We start from the raw sequence: 19,642 nt of genomic DNA, 5'->3' as shown, positions 1-19,642 counted from the left end.
TCGTTTTAACCTTTAAGCTGAGCCAGGGCGCGGTAATCCGCTCCCAGCGTGGCCTGTAGAACCTCTTTCGGATAATCGTCGGTCACTACCGCTTCGCCCATCCGGCGCAGCAGCACCAGGCGCAGACGACCGTCGATCACTTTTTTATCAATTGCCATGTGTTGGAGAAAATCGGCTTCGCTCATCTCTTCAGGCGGAATGACCGGCAGGCCGGCCCGCTGGAACAGACGAATGCCGCGATCACGCTCCTGTTCGCTGATCCAGCCCAGGCGCGCGGACATTTCCAGCGCCATCACCGTGCCCGCCGCCACCGCCTCGCCATGCAGCCAGACACCATAGCCCATGTGGGTTTCGATGGCGTGGCCGAAGGTGTGGCCGAGGTTGAGCGTAGCGCGGACGCCGGTCTCCTTTTCATCGGCGCCGACCACCGCAGCCTTGGCCGCGCAGGAACGCTCGATCGCATAGGTCAGCGCGGTTTGATCCAGCGCGCGCAGGGCGTCGACGTTTTCTTCGAGCCAGGTCAGGAATGGTTCGTCGCAGATCAGGCCGTACTTGATGACTTCCGCCAGGCCCGCCGACAGCTCGCGCTGCGGCAGGGTTTTCAGCGATGCGGTATCGATCAGCACCACGTTCGGCTGATAGAACGCGCCGACCATGTTCTTGCCCAGCGGATGGTTGATGCCGGTCTTGCCGCCGACCGAGGAATCGACCTGCGACAACAGCGTGGTCGGAATCTGGATGAAATCGACACCGCGCTGATAACAGGCGGCGGCGAAACCGGCCATGTCGCCGATCACCCCGCCGCCCAAGGCGATCACGGTGGTGCGGCGGTCATGACGGGCGGTCAGCAGACCGTCGAAAATCAGTTGCAGGGTTTCCCAGTTCTTGAAGGCTTCGCCGTCAGGCAACACCACCGAGATAACCGAAAACTGCGCAAGGCTGCGGGTCAGACGTTCGAGATAGAGCGGCGCGACGGTTTCGTTGGAGATGATTGCCACCTGCCGCCCGTGGATATGCGGCGCCAGCAGTTCCGGCTGATCCAACAGACCTTCGCCAATATGAATCGGGTAGCTGCGCTCGCCTAGATCGACCTTGAGTGTCTGCATGTGTCCCCACAGTGAAGATGGAAGCAGGCGTCCTGCCCTGAAATTATTGGTGTTCTGCGGCCTGTAGCGGTATGACGCCGCTCGCCCGGCAACCGCCACACCCTCGGCGGGCGCTGACAGGACGCCGAGGATAGCGCATTTCGGGCGATGCTTTAACGGGGTGGCAACTGCGCGAGACGGTCGAGAATGTCGAGCACCACCATGCGTGGCGGCCGCTCGTCGGTTTCCACCACCAGATCGGCAATTTCCCGATAAAGCGGATCCCGGATCTCGAGCAGGTCGCGCAGGGTTTTCGCCGGATCGGCGGTACGCAGCAGCGGCCGATTGCGGTCGCGGGAGGTGCGGCCGACCTGCTGCTCGACGGAGGCGTGCAGATACACCACGCGCCCGCCTTCATGCAGGGCCTTGCGATTGGCATCACGCATCACCGCGCCGCCGCCGGTCGCCAGCACCACACCATCGAACGCGCACAGCTCGGCGATCATCGCCTGCTCACGGTCACGAAAGCCGGGCTCGCCTTCCTTGTCGAAGATCCATGGGATATTGGCACCCGTGCGCAGCTCAATTTCCTTGTCGGAATCCTTGAACGGCAGGCGCAGCTCTTTGGCCAGCAATCGGCCGATGGTGCTTTTGCCAGCACCCATCGGTCCTACAAGTATCAAATTTCGCACAGAATCAACGACTCACAGCAATCGCCTGGTTATTCATGATACGCGGAGTGAGAAATACCAGCAGCTCGGATTTTTTCTCCGAAACCACATCACGCCGGAAAAGGCGGCCAAGATACGGCACATCGCCAAGAAATGGCACCTTATCTACGACCTTGCTCTGAGTATTTGAAAAAACACCGCCGATTACGATGGTCTCGCCGTCATTTACCAGCACTTTGGCGTTGACCTCGTTTTTCTTGATCGGCGGCACATCCTGCACTTTGTTCAGGTAATCGGGCTCATCCTTGGTGACCTTGACCTCCATGATGATGCGGTTGTCCGGGGTGATCTGCGGGGTGACTTCCAGTGACAGCGAAGCCTCCTTGAACGACACCGAGGTAGCGCCGCTGGAGCTGGCCTCCTGATAGGGAATCTCGGTGCCTTTGAGGATCTTCGCGGTTTCCTTGTCCGAGGTGACCACCTTCGGCTGCGAGACGATTTCGCCATTGCCGGTTTTTTCCATCGCCGTCAGTTCGAGATCCAGCAGTACGTTGTCGGTGATGAAAGCAATGCCGATCCCCGAAGTGTTATTGACCGTGCCCATGTCGACGAACGGCGAGTTGGTGCCGGTGCTGCCCGGCGTACCGATAGTGCTCGACGAACCGTTGACCCCGGAGGCGTTCCAGTTGCCCTTGTTCTGCACCGAACCGCCCCAGCGCACGCCCAGGCTCTTGTCGTAATCGACGTTGGCCTCAACGATGCGCGCCTCGATCATCACCTGGCGCACCGGAATATCCAGCTGGGCGACGATCCGCCGGAGTTCGTCGAGGCGATCCTGGGTCTGGTAGGCAATGATGTTGTTGGTTCGCTCATCGACGGTAATCGAACCGCGCTCGTCGACCTTGGCCTCGGCGCTGGTCACCGACTGGAACAGCTTGGCGATGTCCGCTGCCTTGGCGTAATTGACTTGCAGCAGCTCACGACGCAGGGGCGCCAACTCGGCGATCTGCTTCTGCGATTCCAGTTCCTGACGCTCGCGAGCGGCAATTTCATCGGCCGGCGCGACCAGCAGCACGTTGCCGATCTTGCGCTTGTCCAGCCCCTTGGTTTTCAGCACCAGATCCAGTGCCTGATCCCACGGCACGTTCTGCAGGCGCAAAGTGATACCGCCCTGCACCGTATCGCTCGCCACCAGATTGAGATTGGTGAAGTCCGCGATCAGTTGCAGTACCGAACGCACGTCGATGTCCTGAAAATTCAGCGAGAGCTTGTCGCCGACATAGGCCTGACGGTCGGCGTTGCGCTTTTGCAGGTCGTCGATGCTCATCGGCCGAACGCTCACGGTGAGCTTGTTGTCGGTCTGGAATGTGGAATAGTCGAAGGTGCCGCTGGGCTCGACACTGATCACCGTACGATCGCCGGTGAGCGCTGCGTTGACGAACTGCACCGGGGTGGCGAAGTCCTTGACGTCGAGGCGCACGCGCAGTTTTTCCGGCAGTTGCGTACGGGCGAAGCTGAGGATGATCTTGCCGTCGTGCTCCTGGATATCCGGGGCGATGGTCGGATCAGAGAGATCGATGACCACATTGCCCTCGCCCTCGGTGCCGCGCTGGAAATCGACGCCGCGAATCGCCCTGCTGCGTTGCGCGGCTGGTCTGGCAGGTGCTGCGGCGGCCGTGGCGGCACGCGGTGCAGCGACGGCCGGGCGCGGCGCAGTCGCGGAAGCGCCCTGACCGACCACCACAAACAGATTATTGCCCTCGACCCGCGTGCTGTAAGGCGCCAACTGCGTCAGGCTGACAATCAGCCGCGTGCGATCCTTGGCTTCGGCCACCGTGGCCGTGCGCGCGTTGCCGCTGCCCAGATCAAGATTCTTGTTGGTCAGCTGGCTGGTCACGCCCGGCAGATCCAGTGCAATGCGTGCCGGTGACTCGGTTGTGTAGCCCTTGGGCTGCGGTGGCGGGCCGTCGAACGACAGCTTCAGTTCGACGCGGTCACCCGGCAGCGCGGCGACATCCAGCGCTTTCAGACTGGCCGCCATTACCATCGGTGACACCAGCGCTATCCATAGCGAAAAACCGAGGGTGGAGAAAATCCTGTTCATTATTCGACTTCCACTATGAGTGCTCTTTCAAAGGAATGGTGCGCGGCCGCTCCAGCCAGGCGCCGGCGCCGTCGGGCACGATCTCCACGACATCGACCTGGGTAGGGCTGATGGCGACGATGCGGCCGTCGTTGCGGCCCAGGTAGTCGCCGACCTTCAGGCGATGCACCCCGCCTGCGCCGCGCAACAGCGCAAACGAGCCCGAGGCATTGGCAATCGTGCCGACCATTTCGAACTGCTCGATATTGAACCCTTCAAGGTATTGCTTGACCCGGCTGGGGTCGGGTTTGACGTTGCGCGAACCGTGTTTCTGCCCGGCCAGATCGACCCGCGCCTGCCGCGAAAACGGGCTGCGCAGGTTGGCGGCGCTGTAAGTGAATGTGGGGTAAGACCGGAATGTCGGCGTTGGTTCAATCCTGCCCGCCGGACGCAGGCGCACTTCGTTGAGGTACGCGTCGAGGTCGCTGAAGTCATCGCCGCCACCGCAGCCGCTTAACGCCAGCATCATCGGCAGGACGAGATAACGAATCGGGGTCATTTCTCCAGCCCCTTGTCGTTATAGCGGTACGTCTTGGCAAGAATGCTCATGCGCAGCTTCGTCCCGCCCTCGGGATTGGCTGGCGCCAGTTCGAAATCGTGCAGAGTGACAATTCGTGGCAGCCCGGCGACGCCGCTGACGAAGGTCGCGAGGTCGTGATAGGCGCCTGTCACGGTGATCTGGATCGGCAGCTCGATGTAGAACGGCTGGGTCACTTCCGGCAGCAGCTTGATCTCTTCGAATTCCAGGCCGCTGCCCAGACCGGTGCGAGTGATGTCTTCGAGCAGGCCCGGCACTTCGGTGTCGCTGGGCAATTGCCGCAGCAGCACGCCGAAGGTGTTTTCCATTTCCTTCATTTGCTGGGTATACAGCTCAAGGTTCGCCGACAGCCGCGCCTTGCTGGCGAATTGTTCCTTGAGGGTGGTTTCCTCTTCGCGCTTGAGGTCGAGCTGATTTTCCATATCGCTGATAAAGAAGTAATAGCCAAGCGCGAGGATCAACACCATCACCAGCGCACCGCACAGGGTTTTTACCGCCGGGGGCCAGGAGCCGATGTTGCTGGTGTCGAGGTCGTTGAAATCGATATTGCGCAGGCTTTGCAGCCATTCGGAGGCGTTCATTGCTCGTCCTCCACAACCTTGGGCTGGGTCTGACGAACGGTCAGCTGGAAGACGTTGGCCTGTTCGACCTGATCGGCGCTGGTGGCCTTGACCTCATTCAGGCTTGGCGCGTCGAACCAGTCGGACGCGTCGAGATTGCGCATCAGCTCGGAGACCCGGTTGTTCGACTCCGCCGCGCCACTGATGGACAGGGTCTTGCCGGCCATTTTCACATCGGTGAAATACACGCCGTCCGGCAGGGTACGCGCCAGTTGGTCGAAGACCCGCCCGCTGATCTGCCGATTGCCCTGCAGGTCCTGGATGATGCGCATGCGCTCGACCAGTTGCTGGCGGCGCGCCTTGAGTTCGCTGATCTGTTTGATGCGTTCGTCGACCACGGCAATCTGTTTGCCGATGTAATCGTTGCGCGCCATCTGCCGCTCGATCGCTGCGGTGATGATCTGGTCGGCAATCAGCACCGCGCCGATCGAGCCGGCCAGCACGCCGATAAGTACCAGCAGAAAGCGTTTGCGCCGTTCTTCGCGGCGTTCCTCGCGCCAGGGGAGAAGGTTGATCCGCGCCATCAGTCGAAACTCCTGAGCGCGAGCCCGCAGGCAATCATCAAGGCTGGCGCGTCGCTGGCCAGCGCTCCTGCGTTGACCTCGCTGCCCAAGGCCATGTCGGCGAATGGGTTGGCGACCTGCGTCGGCGTGTCCAGCCGCTGTTCGATCAGACGGTCCAGGCCGGGCACCGAGGCGGTGCCGCCGGCCAACAGGATATGGTCGACCGCGTTGTACTGCCCGGAGGCGAAGAAGAACTGCAGCGAACGCGAGACTTGCTGCACCAGCGCCTCGCGAAATGGCTGCAAGACCTCGCTGAGGTAATCGTCAGGCAGCCCGCCCTGTTTTTTCGCCAGGCCCGCCTGTTCGACCGTGAGGCCGTAGCGGCGCTGGATCTCTTCGGTGAGCTGGCGTCCGCCGAACAATTGCTCTCGGGTATAGATGATCTTGCCGTTGTGCAGGACGCTGAGAGTGGTCATGGTCGCACCGATGTCGACCACCGCCACGGTCAGGCGCTCCTGGGAGGCCGCCAGATGCGTCGCCAGCAGACCGAACGAGCGCTCGAGGGCGTAGGCCTCGACGTCCACCACCCGCGCGGTCAGGCCGGCGAGCGCCAGCGCCGCTTCACGCACCTCGACGTTTTCCTTGCGACAGGCGGCAAGCAGCACGTTGACCCGATCCGGGTTGCGCGGCGAGACGCCCTGGACTTCAAAATCGATGGCGACTTCGTCCAGCGGATAGGGAATGTATTGGTCGGCCTCGATCTTGAGCTGGTTTTCCAGTTCGTCGTCAGACAGCCCGGCGTCCATCTCGATGACCTTGGTGATCACCGCAGAACCGGCCACCGCCACCGCCACGCTCTTGACCCCGGTTCGCGCTTTCACCAGCAACCGGCTCAGCGCCTGGCCGACGCCTTCGAGGTCGGCGATGTTCTTTTCGACCACGGCGTTCGCCGGCAACGGCTCCACCGCATAGGCCTCGACCCGGTAGCGCTCGCCCTGACGGCTCAGTTCCAGCAGCTTCACCGACGTGGAGCTGATGTCGATCCCCAGTAACGCATTGGTCTTTTTATTGAAGAGTCCCAGCACTACCAATTCCCTATGACTTTCCGTGAGTTACGGACTCTGTAATACGCATTGCGTTCCTTCACCCCCGTCTTGACAGAAGCGCCAATGACGCCCCCGACGGAAAAGTGCTTATAATGCCCAGCGATTTTTTCCGCTTTTTACTGCCCGCGCGGAGGGCTCTGTGTGTAACCGCAGCCCCGTGCCAAATTCATTCTTTGCCCTGGATGTCCAAAAGCCTTGATTCGTCTGCTGAAATTTTTCGGTTGGTCCATCGTCGCCGTTTTCTGCGGACTGCTCTTAGGTCTCAGCGGCGCCTTTCTTTACCTTAGTCCGGGTTTGCCGTCTGTGGAGGCGCTGAGAAGCATTCAGTTGCAGATTCCTCTGCGCGTCTACAGCAGCGACAACAAGTTGATCGCAGAATTTGGCGAAATGCGCCGTACACCGATTCGTTTCGCCGACATTCCGCCCAACTTCATCAATGCGTTACTAAGTGCTGAAGACGACAATTTTGCCAACCACTATGGCGTCGACCCGAGCAGCCTGATGCGCGCGGCGACGCAACTGGTCAAGAGCGGACATATTCAGTCCGGCGGCAGCACCATCACCATGCAGGTGGCGAAGAACTTCTTCCTCACCAGCGAGCGCAGCTTCTCGCGTAAAACCACAGAAATTCTCCTCGCCTTGCAGATCGAGCGACAGCTGACCAAGGACGAGATTCTTGAGCTGTACGTCAACAAGATCTACCTGGGCAACCGCGCCTACGGCATCGAGGCGGCGGCGCAGGTGTATTACGGCAAATCGATCCGTGACATCAGCCTGGCGCAGATGGCGATGATCGCCGGCCTGCCAAAAGCACCGTCGCGTTTCAATCCGCTGGCCAACCCGGCGCGCAGCAAAGAACGCCGCGACTGGATCCTCGGGCGCATGTATAAGCTGGGCAAGATCAGCGAAGCCGACTACACCGCGGCGATCAACGAGCCGCTGAACGCCAGCTACCACGTGCCGACCCCGGAAGTGAACGCACCGTACATCGCCGAAATGGCCCGTGCCGAAATGGTCGGTCGTTATGGCAGCGAGGCCTACACCGAAGGCTTCCGCGTCACCACCACGGTGCCGAGCAACCTGCAGGAAATGGCCAACACCGCGCTGCACGAAGGTTTGATGACCTACGACCAGCGTCATGGCTACCGTGGCCCCGAGTCGCGCCTGCCGGGCAAGACCCGCGAAGCCTGGGCCAGCGAACTGACCAAGCAGCGCACCATCAGCAGTCTCGAACCTGCGATCGTTACCCAAGTCGATAAAACCGGCCTGCAAGTGTTGACCCGCACCGGTGAAGAGCACGTTGCCTGGGACACGATGAAATGGGCGCGACCGTTCCTCAATACCAACAGCATGGGCGCCAATCCGCGCCAGCCGTCGGATGTCGCGCAGGTCGGTGATCTGATCCGCGTACAGCGCCAGACCGACAATTCGCTGAAATTCAGCCAGATACCACAGGCTCAGGGCGCACTGGTGTCGCTGGATCCGCAAAACGGTGCGATCCGTTCGCTGGTGGGTGGCTTCGCTTTCGAGCAGAGCAACTACAACCGTGCCATGCAGGCCAAGCGTCAGCCGGGTTCGAGCTTCAAGCCATTCGTTTACAGCGCTGCGCTGGATAACGGCTATACCGCTGCCAGTCTGGTCAACGATGCGCCGATCGTGTTCGTCGACGAGTACCTGGACAAGGTCTGGCGCCCGAAGAACGACACCAACACCTTCCTCGGCCCGATCCGCCTGCGTGAAGCGCTGTACAAGTCGCGCAACCTGGTGTCGATCCGCCTGCTGCAGGCCATGGGCGTGGGCAAGACCATCGACTACATCACTCGCTTCGGCTTTAACAAGCAGGACCTGCCGCCGAACCTGTCGCTGGCACTCGGCACCGCAACGCTGACGCCGATGGAAATCGCCACTGGCTGGAGCACCTTTGCCAACGGTGGCTACAAGATCACTCCGTATATCATCGACAAGATCGAAAGCCGTAACGGTGACACTTTGTTCGTCGCCAACCCGCCGACCGTGCCACAGGGTGGTGCGGCGACCGACGGTATCGCTGCGCCGGCTACCGAGTCGTTCACGGTCAATGCCGCTCCGGTTGCCGGTGAAGCGTCGGCCAATCCGGCAGTGCCGCAAGCGCCGGCCGTGGCCGAACGGATTGTCGATGGACGTACCACCTACATCCTCAACAGCATGCTGCAAGACGTAATCAAACTCGGCACCGGCCGGCGCGCACTGGCCATGGGCCGCAGTGACATCGCGGGCAAGACCGGTACCACCAACGAATCGAAAGATGCCTGGTTCTCTGGCTACAACGCTGATTACGTAACCACGGTGTGGACTGGTTTCGACCAACCGGAAAGCCTCGGTCGCCGTGAATTCGGCGGTACTGTGGCGCTGCCGATCTGGATGAATTACATGTCGGCCGCGCTGAAAGACAAGCCGCCGCATGTACAGCCTGAGCCAGAAGGCTTGCTCAGCCTGCGGGTAGACCCGGTCAGCGGCCGTGCAGCAACACCGAGCACACCGGGTGCGTACTTCGAACTGTTCAAGGCCGAAGACACGCCGCCATCGGTGAACGAGCTGGGCAACGGCGCAGTGCCAGGCAGCCCGCTGCCGGCGGATGAACAGGCGCCGATCGATTTGTTCTGATCCTGATGCCGCAAAAAGGCCCCGCCTTCGTGAGAAGTGCGGGGCTTTTTATTACCCGAAGATCAAAAGCCCCTCACCCTAACCCTCTCCCAGAGGGGAGAGGGGACTTACCGAGTTGTCTGGGGTCAAACACCGACCTGAAAGTGTGGTGTCGATTATGGATTCAAAACCATACATTCAGGTCGGCGTAGCTCCCAAGCGTCCCCCAATCAGTCCCCTCTCCCCTCTGGGAGAGGGTTAGGGTGAGGGGCTCTTGATCTTCAGGCATAAAAAAGCCCCGACTCTCACGAGCCGGGGCTTTTGTTTGACACGCTACAACGACTTAGCCGTTGAACACGTCATCCACGCTTTTCAGCGGGTAGTTCTTCGGATACGGCAGAGTAGCAACGCCGGTCTCGATCGCGGCCTTGGCCACGGCGTCGGAGATCAGGGTGATCAGGCGCTTGTCCATTGGCTTCGGAATGATGTACTCACGACCGAATTCCAGCGGAGCACCGCCGTAGGCATCGCACACGTCCTGTGGAACAGGCAGTTTGGCCAGTTCGCGCAGGGCGTTGGCGGCGGCGACTTTCATTTCTTCGTTGATGCGCTTGGCGCGAACGTCCAGGGCACCACGGAAGATGAACGGGAAGCCCAGCACGTTGTTGACCTGGTTCGGGTAGTCCGAACGGCCGGTAGCCATGATCACGTCGCTACGGGTGGCGTGCGCCAGTTCCGGGGAGATTTCCGGATCCGGGTTGGAGCAGGCGAACACGATCGGGTTGGCCGCCATCGACAGCAGGCCTTCGGCGCTCAGCAGGTTCGGACCGGACAGACCGACGAATACGTCAGCGCCTGCCAGTGCGTCTGCCAGGGTGCGCTTCTCGGTAGCGTGGGCGAACACGGCTTTGTACTGGTTCAGGTCGTCACGGCCGGAGTGGATCACGCCGGTACGGTCAACCATGAAGATGTTTTCGATGCGAGCGCCCATGCTCACCAGCAGTTTCATGCAGGAGATGGCGGCAGCGCCGGCGCCGAGGCAGACGATTTTTGCTTCCGGCAGGGTTTTGCCAGCGATTTCCAGGGCGTTGATCATGCCGGCAGCGGTCACGATCGCGGTACCGTGCTGGTCATCGTGGAACACCGGAATGTCGCACTGCTCGATCAGAGCGCGTTCGATCTCAAAGCACTCTGGCGCCTTGATGTCTTCCAGGTTGATGCCACCGAAGGTGATGGAGATGCGCTTGACGGTGTCGATGAAGGCTTGCGGGCTTTCCGAGTCGACTTCGATGTCGAATACGTCGATGCCGGCGAAACGCTTGAACAGTACGCCCTTGCCTTCCATCACAGGCTTGGACGCCAACGGGCCGAGGTTGCCCAGGCCGAGAATCGCGGTGCCATCGGAAATGACTGCCACCAGGTTGCCCTTGCCGGTGTATTTGTAGGCCAGTTCAGGATCGCGAGCGATCTCGCGTACTGGTTCAGCTACGCCGGGGCTGTAGGCCAGCGACAGGTCGCGGGCGGTAGCAGTGGCCTTGGTGAGCTCGACACTCAGCTTCCCCGGACGAGGATTGGCGTGGTATTCGAGAGCGGCAGTTTTCAGATCAGACATTTTGGCATTCCGCTTTTTTACTGTTGGACAGACTGGTCAGCGAGGATACGCGCCTCGCAAAGTCCCCACAAGACTGGGCAGTCACCGCTGTCAAGCGCCCTGCCCTACGACTTTGGGCCAAGAGCCACGGCGCACAAGGGCTGGACTGTTCACAATCAGCTGTAAAAATGTCTACAATTTTTCTTCAACGCGGCACGTGCAGCATCGAAGGATCGGTCAACGGCAACAACCAGCGCGCCTGACCTTTTTGCAATCCACCGCGCCGGGTTCGGTCAACCACCCAGCCACGCGCCTCGATCTGCCTGCCTTTCAGTGCTTCCAGACCAGTACTGTCAAATCGTCCGAGCAGATTGGGTGCAACCCGCAATACAAGCCTGTCCTGCAACTCGATCCAGATTCCGCCGCGATTGCGCTGCACCTTGCTCACCCGACCGCTGACTACGGCAAAGCCTGAACGCTGGATCTCCTGCGCTTTCTGCACCGGCGATTGCCGCCAGAGACCAAGCCCGGCCTGTCGAGCGCTGCGTTCGGCGGCCTGCTGGCAGGCGACCAGATCGACGTTCGGCGCCACCGCAACGTGAAAACCCAGGCCATCGGCAAGCATTTGCGCTTCGAGGTTCACTCCGCTGACGCTGTAAACATGCGCGAGCGTACGCCCGTAATGGTCTTTCGCCTGCTTGCCGGGCCGCAAGCCGACCCGGCCGCCGCTCTCATCCACCAGCGCTTGCAGGCGTTTGCGCGCCGCCACGGCGAAGGGTTCGTCGCTGCGGCCCTGCTTGCCCAGCTCCGGCGTATTGAGGCCGATCATGCGCACATTGCGCCCGTCGCTCAGGCGCAGGGTGTCGCCATCGACCACCCGCTGCACGGAGACGCTGGTCAGCCCTGCGGGTGTCGGGCAGAACGCCTGGGCGGCGGACAGCCAAATCGCAGACACAAAAAAGGCGCCCGCAAGGGACGCCTTTTTCATCAGTCTGGAGCAGTCGAAGCGACCTTCCAAAATGATCAGCCTCAGGCTTTTTTGCCGACGCCGAAAGTAGCGAAACGGTCTGCGAACTTCTGCACACGGCCGCCGGTGTCCAGAGTCTTCTGCTTACCGGTGTAGAACGGGTGGCATTCGTTGCAAACGTCGATCGCCAGGGCTTTGCCGTAGGTCGAACGAGTTTCGAACTTGTTACCGCAGCTGCAGGTAACAGCAATTTCCGGGTAGTTCGGATGGATATCGGCTTTCATGGTGTCTTCCTCAGGCTAGCGTGCCGCCACCCAACACTATTGTTGAATACCGCACGTAATTAGGCCGCGGATTCTACCAGACCTTTTCAATCGCGCAAGCTGTCACCGAGACCGACCGTCTGCTAGGCTCCCGGCCTTGAACGCACTTCCCTGTGGGAGCGAGCCTGCTCGCGAAGGCGCCATGGCAGTCGACACATGTGTTGCCTGTCCCACCGCCTTCGCGAGCAGGCTCGCTCCCACAGGTCATGCATATCCGATCATTTTGCGTATCGAGATCCCCCCGCGTGCCCGACGCCATTCTGCGCCTTGCCCTGCCTTCGCCTCTGCGCCGCCTGTTCGATTACCGGGCGCCGGCCGGGGTGCGGCGTGAGCAATTGCAGCCGGGCATGCGCTTGCGGGTGCCGTTCGGTCGGCGCGAGATGATCGGGATTCTGGTCGAGGTCACCGACACCAGCGAGGTGCCGGCAGAAAAACTCAAACCGGCACTGGCCCTCCTCGACTCGACTTCACCGCTGCCGCCGGCGCTGTTCAAGCTGTGCCTGTGGACGGCGCAGTATTATCAGCACAGCCTCGGCGACACCTTGAACTGGGCCTTGCCAGTGCTGCTGCGTCAGGGCGAGCTGGCCGAAGCCCGCCAGGAACGCTTCTGGTCGGTGGCCCCCGGCGCCAGCGTCGATGACCCGCGAGTGGCCCGTGCGCCACGCCAGCGCGAGGCGCTGACCACGCTGGCCCAGCATCCCCACGGCGTCGCCCATCAGTTGTTGAGCAAACTGATGCTGAGCAAGGACAGCCTCGATCTGCTGCTGGCCAAGGGGCTGGTGCAGGTCGAAATCCGCCGCCACGCCCCCGGCGCTCGCCATGAACATTGGCTGGCGCAACCGGAGCTGCCGCTCAACAGCGAACAACGCGCGGCGTATGAAGCGATTCGCGCCGGTTTCGACAGTTATCACGCGTTTCTCCTGGCCGGCGTCACCGGCAGCGGCAAGACCGAAGTCTATCTGCAACTGATCCGCGAAACCCTCGAAGCCGGCAAACAGGCACTGGTGCTGATCCCGGAAATCAACCTCGGCCCGCAGACCCTGGCGCGTTTCGAACAGCGTTTCAATGCGCGCATCGCCCTGCTGCATTCGGCAGTGAATGATCGCGAACGCCTGGAAGCCTGGCTCGCCGCCCGTGATGGCGAGGCCGACATTATTATCGGCACCCGTTCGGCCCTGTTCACGCCGATGAAAAATCCCGGGCTGATCATCATCGATGAAGAACACGACGGCTCCTATAAACAGCAGGAAGGTCTGCGCTACCACGCTCGCGATCTGGCGCTGGTACGCGCGCGGCAGGAAAACATCCCGATCGTGCTCGGCTCCGCCACGCCGTCGCTGGAAAGTCTGCACAACGCTTACACCGGCCGCTACGGCCTGTTGCGTCTGAACGAGCGCGCCGGCGGCGCCAAGCAACCGCGCTTCCTGCGGCTGGACGTGAAAAGCCGTCCGCTCGACAGCGGTATTTCCGGGCCGATGCAGCAAGCCATCGGCCAGACCCTCGCCAACGGCCAGCAGGTGCTGGTGTTCCTCAACCGTCGCGGCTTTGCCCCGACCCTGCTCTGCCACGATTGCGGCTGGATGTCCGAGTGCTCGCGCTGCGATGCGCGCATGACCGTGCATCAACGTTACGGCGAGTTGCGCTGCCACCACTGCGGCAACGTCGAGCGCACGCCGCGCCAGTGCCCGAAGTGCAGCAAGGTCGATCTGCGCCCCGTCGGCGCCGGCACCGAACGCGCCGAAGAACGCCTGGCGATTCTGTTCCCGGATTACCCGGTACTGCGCGTCGATCGCGACAGCACCTCGCGCAAGGACGCGATGAATCAGCTGTTTGCGACGATTCAAAAGGGTCAGCCGTGCATTCTGGTCGGCACGCAGATGTTGGCCAAAGGGCACCATTTCCCCCGGGTGACGCTGGTATCGATTCTGGATGCCGACGGTGGCCTGTTTTCCGGCGACTTCCGCGCCAGCGAGCGCATGGCGCAGTTGATCGTCCAGGTCGCCGGGCGCGCCGGCCGGGCTGAGGAGCCGGGCAGGGTGATCATCCAGACGCATTTGGCCGACCATCCTTTATTGGTGCAACTGACCGAGCAGGGTTATTTCGCCTTCGCCGAACAAGCCTTGAGCGAGCGCCGCGCGGCCGGGTTGCCGCCGTTTGCCCATCTGGCGCTGCTGCGCGCCGAAGCGCACAAGCCGGGGCAGGCGGAAGGCTTTCTCGATGAAGCGTGCAGCGCGGCCGAACGCTTGCTGGCCGAATTGAATCTGAGCGGCATCGAGTTGCTCGGGCCGGTGCCGGCGCCGATGGAGCGCCGAGCCGGGCGTTATCGCGCCCAGCTGTTGTTACAGGCGACCGCGCGGGCACCGCTGCACCGCTTGCTGGCGAGCTGGATGCTGGTGCTGGAGCAGATGCCGAGTGGGCGGGCAGTGCGCTGGTCGCTGGATGTTGATCCCGTCGACTTGTACTGATTGATCGATTGCTATCGCTGGCAAGCCAGCTCCCACAGGGACTGCGCCGCTCTTGTGGGAGCTGGCTTGCCAGCGATAACGGTCGAATTGTCACCACAAATCCATAAGCTGCCTGCTAAGGTTGGCAAGCCCGTCTTCGCAACGGATAATGCCCAGTTTTTCCACCCGCGCATCGATGCGCCCGCCGCGCTTGCGGTCGAAAGAGAAGACCATGAAAGACACCATTCGCCAGCTGATCCAGCAAGCCCTCACCCAACTCGTCAACGAAGGTGTGTTGCCTGAAGGCCTGACGCCGGCGATCCAGGTGGAGAACGCCCGCGACAAGACCCACGGCGACTTCGCCAGCAACATCGCCATGATGCTGGCCAAGCCGGCCGGCATGAAGCCACGGGATCTGGCGGAGAAAATCATCGCCGCCCTGCCCTCTGACGAGAACGTCACCAAGGCCGAAATCGCCGGCCCGGGCTTCATCAATTTCTTCCAGAACACCCAGGCACTGGCCTCGCGCCTCGACGCCGCACTGGCCGACGCCCATGTCGGCGTGCGCAAGGCCGGCCCGGCGCAACGCACCGTGGTCGACCTGTCGGCGCCGAACCTGGCCAAGGAGATGCACGTCGGCCACTTGCGCTCGACCATCATCGGCGACGGCGTGGCCCGCGTGCTTGAGTTCCTCGGCGACGAAGTGATCCGCCAGAACCACGTCGGCGACTGGGGCACCCAGTTCGGCATGTTGATGGCGTACCTGCAGGAAAACCCGATCACCAGCGACGAATTGTCCGATCTGGAAAACTTCTACCGTGCGGCCAAGCAGCGTTTCGACGAGTCCGAAGAATTCGCCGATCGCGCGCGTGGCCTGGTGGTCAAGTTGCAGGCTGGCGATGCCGAATGCCTGGCACTGTGGACCAAGTTCAAGGACATCTCGCTGTCGCACTGCCAGAAGATCTACGAACTGCTCAACGTCAAACTGACCATGGCCGACGTGATGGGCGAAAGCGCCTACAACGACGACCTGATCAACGTGGTCAACGACCTGAAAGCAGCGGGCATGCTGGTCGAGAGCAACGGCGCCCAGTGCGTGTTCCTCGACGAGTTCAAGAACGCCGATGGCGACCCGCTGCCGGTGATCATCGTCAAGGCCGATGGCGGTTACCTGTACGCCACCACTGACCTGGCGGCCGTGCGCTACCGCAGCGGCAAGCTCAAGGCTGATCGCGCGTTGTATTTCGTCGACCAGCGCCAGGCCCTGCACTTTCAGCAGGTCTTCGCGGTGGCGCGCAAGGCCGGTTTCGTCACCCATCCGATGGAAATGGAACACATGGGGTTCGGTACCATGAACGGCGCCGATGGGCGTCCGTTCAAGACCCGTGATGGCGGCACCGTGAAGCTGATCGACCTGCTGACCGAAGCCCAGGAACGTGCCTACAACCTGGTGAAAGAGAAGAACCCGACCCTGGCCGAAGACGAGTTGCGCAACATCGCCAAGGTCGTCGGCATCGGCGCGGTGAAATACGCCGACCTGTCCAAGCATCGCACCAGCGACTACAGCTTCAACTTCGACCTGATGCTCAATTTCGAAGGCAACACCGCGCCGTATCTGCTGTACGCCTACACCCGTGTGGCCGGTGTGTTCCGCAAACTGGGCAAGGACTTCAGCGAAGTCGACGGCCAGATCGTCCTCGAAGCGGCGCACGAGCAGGAGCTGGCGGCGAAGCTGGCGCAGTTCGGCGAAGTGCTGAACAACGTGGCTGAAAAAGGCACGCCGCACATTCTCTGCACTTACCTGTACGACGTCGCCGGCCTGTTCTCCAGCTTTTACGAGAACTGCCCGATCCTCGCCGCCGACACCCCGGCACAGATGCAGAGCCGTCTGCGTCTGGCCGCACTGACCGGTCGCACCCTCAAGCAAGGCCTGGAGCTGTTGGGTCTGGAAACTCTGGAGCGTATGTAAGTTGGCTGCCAAGAAAAAACCTGCACCCAAACGCGGCGCCAGCCGCTATCAGGCCCCGGCGAAACAACCGATTCCGGGCTGGCTGTGGATGGCCATCGGCCTGACCGTCGGCGCGTTCATCGTGTTTCTGATGAAACTGGAACCGGGCAAGGGCAGCGACACGGTCAAGCGCGAGAAGGTCGAACAGCAGCAGAAAGCGTCAAAGATCGCCGAGGCCAACAAGACCCCGCCGAGCCCGACGCAACCGGTGAAGCCGAAGTACGACTTCTACACCTTGCTGCCGGAATCAGAAGTGATCGTGCCGCCGGACGCGGTACCGGAGAAGACCCTGCCGACGCCGCAAGTGCCGGCCGTCCCGACCACGCCGGTAACCCCGGCCGAAGCGGCGAAGATCGACACCGCACGGGCTCAAGCGGCATTGGCCGGGATCACGCCGCCGCCAGCGCCACCGGTGAGCAAGGCCGCGCCAGTGACCAAGTTCTTCCTCCAGGCCGGTTCGTTCCGCAAGGAAACCGATGCTGACAAGGTGCGTGCGCAGATCATTCTGCTCGGCCAAGCCGTGGCGGTGGAGTCCGGCACGGTCAAGGATGAAACCTGGTATCGCGTCTTGGTCGGCCCGTTCAGCAACCGCGAACAACTGACCACGGCGCAGAAACAACTGGCCGGTGCCGGCTTCAGCAACCTGTTGTTACAACAACGCCAGAGCCGCTAAGGCTCTCAGAGGTCAGCTGCAACTTGCAGGTGACCTTCAAACTTTATGGTGAGGGGATTTATCCCCGCGGGGCTGCGAAGCAGCCCTGAAACCAGCCATTGCGGTGCAGCAGGCATACCGCAAATGATGGTTTCGCGACTGCTCCGCAGCCGAACGGGGATAAATCCCCTCGCCACAGTCATCACACACACCATTCGTCTCCCATCGTCCCTGCCGGTTGAAATCCCCTCCAGCACCCCCATATGAATGGGCATAAGGCATTTTCGCCCCGCTGCGTGGAGACTCTTCCCTTGACCACCATCGTTTCAGTCCGCCGCCACGGCAAAGTCGTCATGGGCGGCGACGGCCAGGTTTCTCTCGGCAACACCGTGATGAAAGGCAACGCCAAAAAAGTCCGTCGCCTGTACCACGGCCAGGTCATCGCCGGTTTCGCCGGTGCCACCGCCGACGCCTTCACCCTGTTCGAACGTTTCGAAGGCCAGCTCGAAAAACATCAGGGTCACCTGATCCGCGCCGCCGTCGAACTCGCCAAAGAATGGCGCACCGACCGCTCCCTGAGCCGCCTCGAAGCGATGCTCGCGGTCGCCAACAAGGACGCCTCGCTGATCATCACCGGCAACGGTGACGTGGTCGAACCCGAAGATGGCCTGATCGCCATGGGTTCCGGCGGCGCCTACGCGCAAGCCGCCGCCAGCGCCCTGCTGAAAAAGACCGACTTGTCAGCGCGCGAGATCGTCGAAACCGCTCTCGGCATCGCTGGCGACATCTGCGTATTCACCAACCACACCCAGACCATTGAGGAGCAGGATCTCGCTGAGTAAGCCTGTTGCGGCCCGTGTGCCACGGCTTGTTTCTGCTTGAGGACCGTCAATTATTATGTCCATGACTCCCCGCGAAATCGTCCACGAACTCAACCGCCATATCATCGGCCAGGACGATGCCAAGCGCGCCGTCGCGATTGCCCTGCGCAACCGCTGGCGCCGCATGCAGCTGCCTGAAGAGCTGCGCGTTGAGGTGACCCCGAAGAACATCCTGATGATCGGCCCGACCGGTGTCGGTAAAACCGAGATCGCCCGTCGCCTGGCGAAACTGGCCAATGCGCCGTTCATCAAGGTCGAAGCGACCAAATTCACCGAAGTCGGTTATGTCGGCCGTGACGTCGAGTCGATCATCCGTGATCTGGCCGATGCCGCGATCAAAATGCTCCGCGAACAGGAAATGACCCGCGTACGCCACCGCGCCGAAGACGCTGCCGAGGACCGCATCCTCGACGCGCTGCTGCCGCCGGCACGCATGGGTTTCAGCAACGAAGAAGCGCCGAGCTCCGATTCCAACACCCGTCAGCTGTTCCGCAAGCGCCTGCGCGAAGGCCAGTTGGACGACAAGGAAATCGAGATCGAAGTCGCCGAAGTCTCCGGCATCGAAATTGCCACGCCGCCAGGCATGGAAGAGATGACCAACCAGCTGCAATCGCTGTTTGCCAACATGGGCAAGGGCAAGAAAAAGTCGCGCAAGCTCAAGGTCAAGGAAGCGCTGAAACTGGTGCGTGATGAAGAAGCCGGGCGTCTGGTCAACGAAGAAGAACTGAAGGCCAAGGCGCTGGAAGCGGTCGAGCAGCACGGTATCGTCTTCATCGACGAGATCGACAAGGTCGCCAAGCGCGGCAATGTCGGCGGCGCCGATGTCTCCCGTGAAGGCGTACAGCGCGACCTGCTGCCGCTGATCGAAGGCTGCACCGTCAACACCAAACTGGGCATGGTCAAGACTGACCACATCCTGTTCATCGCCTCCGGCGCGTTCCACTTGAGCAAGCCAAGCGATCTGGTGCCGGAGCTGCAAGGTCGTCTGCCGATCCGCGTCGAGCTCAAGGCCCTGAGCCCGGAAGACTTCGAACGCATCCTCAGCGAACCGCACGCCTCGCTCACCGAGCAATACTGCGCGCTGCTGAAAACCGAAGGCCTGAACATCCAGTTCCAGCCCGAGGGCATCAAGCGTCTGGCGGAGATCGCCTGGCAGGTCAACGAGAAAACCGAGAACATCGGTGCCCGTCGCCTGCACACCCTGCTTGAGCGCCTGCTCGAAGAGGTGTCGTTCAGCGCCGGCGACCTGGCCAGCGCCCACGATGACAAGGCGATTCTGATCGACGCCGACTACGTCAACAGCCACCTCGGCGAATTGGCGCAGAACGAAGATCTGTCCCGTTATATCCTGTAAGCCATACTTACAGCGGTAGCGGACCCTGTGGGAGCGAGCCTGCTCGCGAAGAGGTCGTGTCAGGCGGTATCAATGCCGTCTGACCCGCCGCTTTCGCGAGCAGGCTCGCTCCCACATTTGAATCAGGGTCGCCC

Annotated in this window: 17 protein-coding genes; 6 read left to right on the top strand and 11 right to left on the bottom strand. The window is 61.6% G+C overall.

The annotated features are described in order from the left end of the window. Window positions 1-5: 5 nt before the first annotated feature. The 7 genes from aroB to AB4N41_RS10825 form a co-directional block, all read right to left on the bottom strand. Complete coding sequence (gene aroB / locus AB4N41_RS10855) at window positions 6-1,106, bottom strand: 3-dehydroquinate synthase (protein ID WP_041477573.1); 1,101 nt, start codon at window positions 1,104-1,106, stop codon at window positions 6-8. A gap of 152 nt (window positions 1,107-1,258) precedes the next feature. Further along, on the bottom strand, window positions 1,259-1,777 hold the full coding sequence (gene aroK / locus AB4N41_RS10850; RefSeq protein WP_024011270.1) for a shikimate kinase AroK: 519 nt from the start codon (window positions 1,775-1,777) through the stop codon (window positions 1,259-1,261). Between the two features lie 4 nt (window positions 1,778-1,781). After that, window positions 1,782-3,860: a type IV pilus secretin PilQ gene (gene pilQ, locus AB4N41_RS10845; protein WP_150638039.1), complete on the bottom strand. Its 2,079-nt coding sequence runs from the start codon at window positions 3,858-3,860 to the stop codon at window positions 1,782-1,784. Between the two features lie 13 nt (window positions 3,861-3,873). Next, window positions 3,874-4,398: a pilus assembly protein PilP gene (locus AB4N41_RS10840; protein WP_056787340.1), complete on the bottom strand. Its 525-nt coding sequence runs from the start codon at window positions 4,396-4,398 to the stop codon at window positions 3,874-3,876. Further along, window positions 4,395-5,018: a type 4a pilus biogenesis protein PilO gene (pilO, locus tag AB4N41_RS10835; protein WP_041477570.1), complete on the bottom strand. Its 624-nt coding sequence runs from the start codon at window positions 5,016-5,018 to the stop codon at window positions 4,395-4,397. The genes AB4N41_RS10840 and pilO overlap by 4 nt, the downstream gene beginning before the upstream one ends. After that, on the bottom strand, window positions 5,015-5,581 hold the full coding sequence (locus AB4N41_RS10830; RefSeq protein ID WP_056787334.1) for a PilN domain-containing protein: 567 nt from the start codon (window positions 5,579-5,581) through the stop codon (window positions 5,015-5,017). Before AB4N41_RS10830 ends, pilO begins: the two co-directional genes overlap by 4 nt. After that, the gene (locus AB4N41_RS10825) at window positions 5,581-6,645 is read right to left on the bottom strand and encodes a pilus assembly protein PilM (protein ID WP_252877285.1); all 1,065 of its coding nucleotides are present in this window, start codon (window positions 6,643-6,645) and stop codon (window positions 5,581-5,583) included. Before AB4N41_RS10825 ends, AB4N41_RS10830 begins: the two co-directional genes overlap by 1 nt. A 219-nt stretch (window positions 6,646-6,864) precedes the next feature. Here AB4N41_RS10825 and AB4N41_RS10820 point away from each other — a divergent pair, with 219 nt between their 5' ends. Next, the gene (locus tag AB4N41_RS10820; RefSeq protein ID WP_371857552.1) at window positions 6,865-9,309 is read left to right on the top strand and encodes a penicillin-binding protein 1A; all 2,445 of its coding nucleotides are present in this window, start codon (window positions 6,865-6,867) and stop codon (window positions 9,307-9,309) included. Window positions 9,310-9,631: 322 nt separating this feature from the next. Here the strand turns inward: AB4N41_RS10820 and AB4N41_RS10815 are convergent, their stop codons facing one another. From AB4N41_RS10815 to rpmE, 3 genes are all read right to left on the bottom strand, one after another. Continuing rightward, window positions 9,632-10,900: a malic enzyme-like NAD(P)-binding protein gene (locus tag AB4N41_RS10815; RefSeq protein ID WP_016772053.1), complete on the bottom strand. Its 1,269-nt coding sequence runs from the start codon at window positions 10,898-10,900 to the stop codon at window positions 9,632-9,634. Window positions 10,901-11,084: 184 nt separating this feature from the next. Next, window positions 11,085-11,867: a thermonuclease family protein gene (locus AB4N41_RS10810; protein ID WP_252877284.1), complete on the bottom strand. Its 783-nt coding sequence runs from the start codon at window positions 11,865-11,867 to the stop codon at window positions 11,085-11,087. A gap of 41 nt (window positions 11,868-11,908) precedes the next feature. Beyond that, window positions 11,909-12,130, bottom strand: coding sequence for a 50S ribosomal protein L31 (gene rpmE, locus AB4N41_RS10805; RefSeq protein ID WP_041477565.1), 222 nt, complete (start codon window positions 12,128-12,130; stop codon window positions 11,909-11,911). A gap of 284 nt (window positions 12,131-12,414) precedes the next feature. On the opposite strand from rpmE, the gene AB4N41_RS10800 reads away from it, so the two are divergent. Then, entirely contained in the window at window positions 12,415-14,634 is a 2,220-nt protein-coding gene (locus AB4N41_RS10800; RefSeq protein ID WP_150638032.1) for a primosomal protein N', read from the top strand. Window positions 14,635-14,724: 90 nt separating this feature from the next. Here AB4N41_RS10800 and AB4N41_RS10795 read toward each other — a convergent pair whose 3' ends face one another. Then, window positions 14,725-14,847, bottom strand: a complete 123-nt coding sequence (locus tag AB4N41_RS10795; protein ID WP_256674698.1) for a hypothetical protein — start codon at window positions 14,845-14,847, stop codon at window positions 14,725-14,727. Between AB4N41_RS10795 and argS the strand changes: the two genes are divergently transcribed. From argS to hslU, 4 genes are all read left to right on the top strand, one after another. Next, a complete protein-coding gene (argS, locus tag AB4N41_RS10790) occupies window positions 14,846-16,582 on the top strand; it encodes an arginine--tRNA ligase (RefSeq protein WP_095181033.1) in 1,737 nt (578 codons plus the stop codon). The genes AB4N41_RS10795 and argS overlap by 2 nt on opposite strands. A gap of 1 nt (window position 16,583) precedes the next feature. Further along, window positions 16,584-17,294: an SPOR domain-containing protein gene (locus tag AB4N41_RS10785; RefSeq protein ID WP_041477562.1), complete on the top strand. Its 711-nt coding sequence runs from the start codon at window positions 16,584-16,586 to the stop codon at window positions 17,292-17,294. A 290-nt stretch (window positions 17,295-17,584) separates the two neighbouring features. Then, entirely contained in the window at window positions 17,585-18,115 is a 531-nt protein-coding gene (gene hslV, locus AB4N41_RS10780; protein ID WP_007968352.1) for an ATP-dependent protease subunit HslV, read from the top strand. 55 nt (window positions 18,116-18,170) lie between these two features. Then, complete coding sequence (gene hslU / locus AB4N41_RS10775; RefSeq protein ID WP_016772060.1) at window positions 18,171-19,508, top strand: ATP-dependent protease ATPase subunit HslU; 1,338 nt, start codon at window positions 18,171-18,173, stop codon at window positions 19,506-19,508. Window positions 19,509-19,642: the final 134 nt, after the last annotated feature.

It is taken from the genome of Pseudomonas sp. S2_A10 (genome assembly GCF_054668465.1).
Note: the sequence above shows the minus strand (reverse complement) of the source record. Positions and strands in the feature narration are given on the sequence as shown.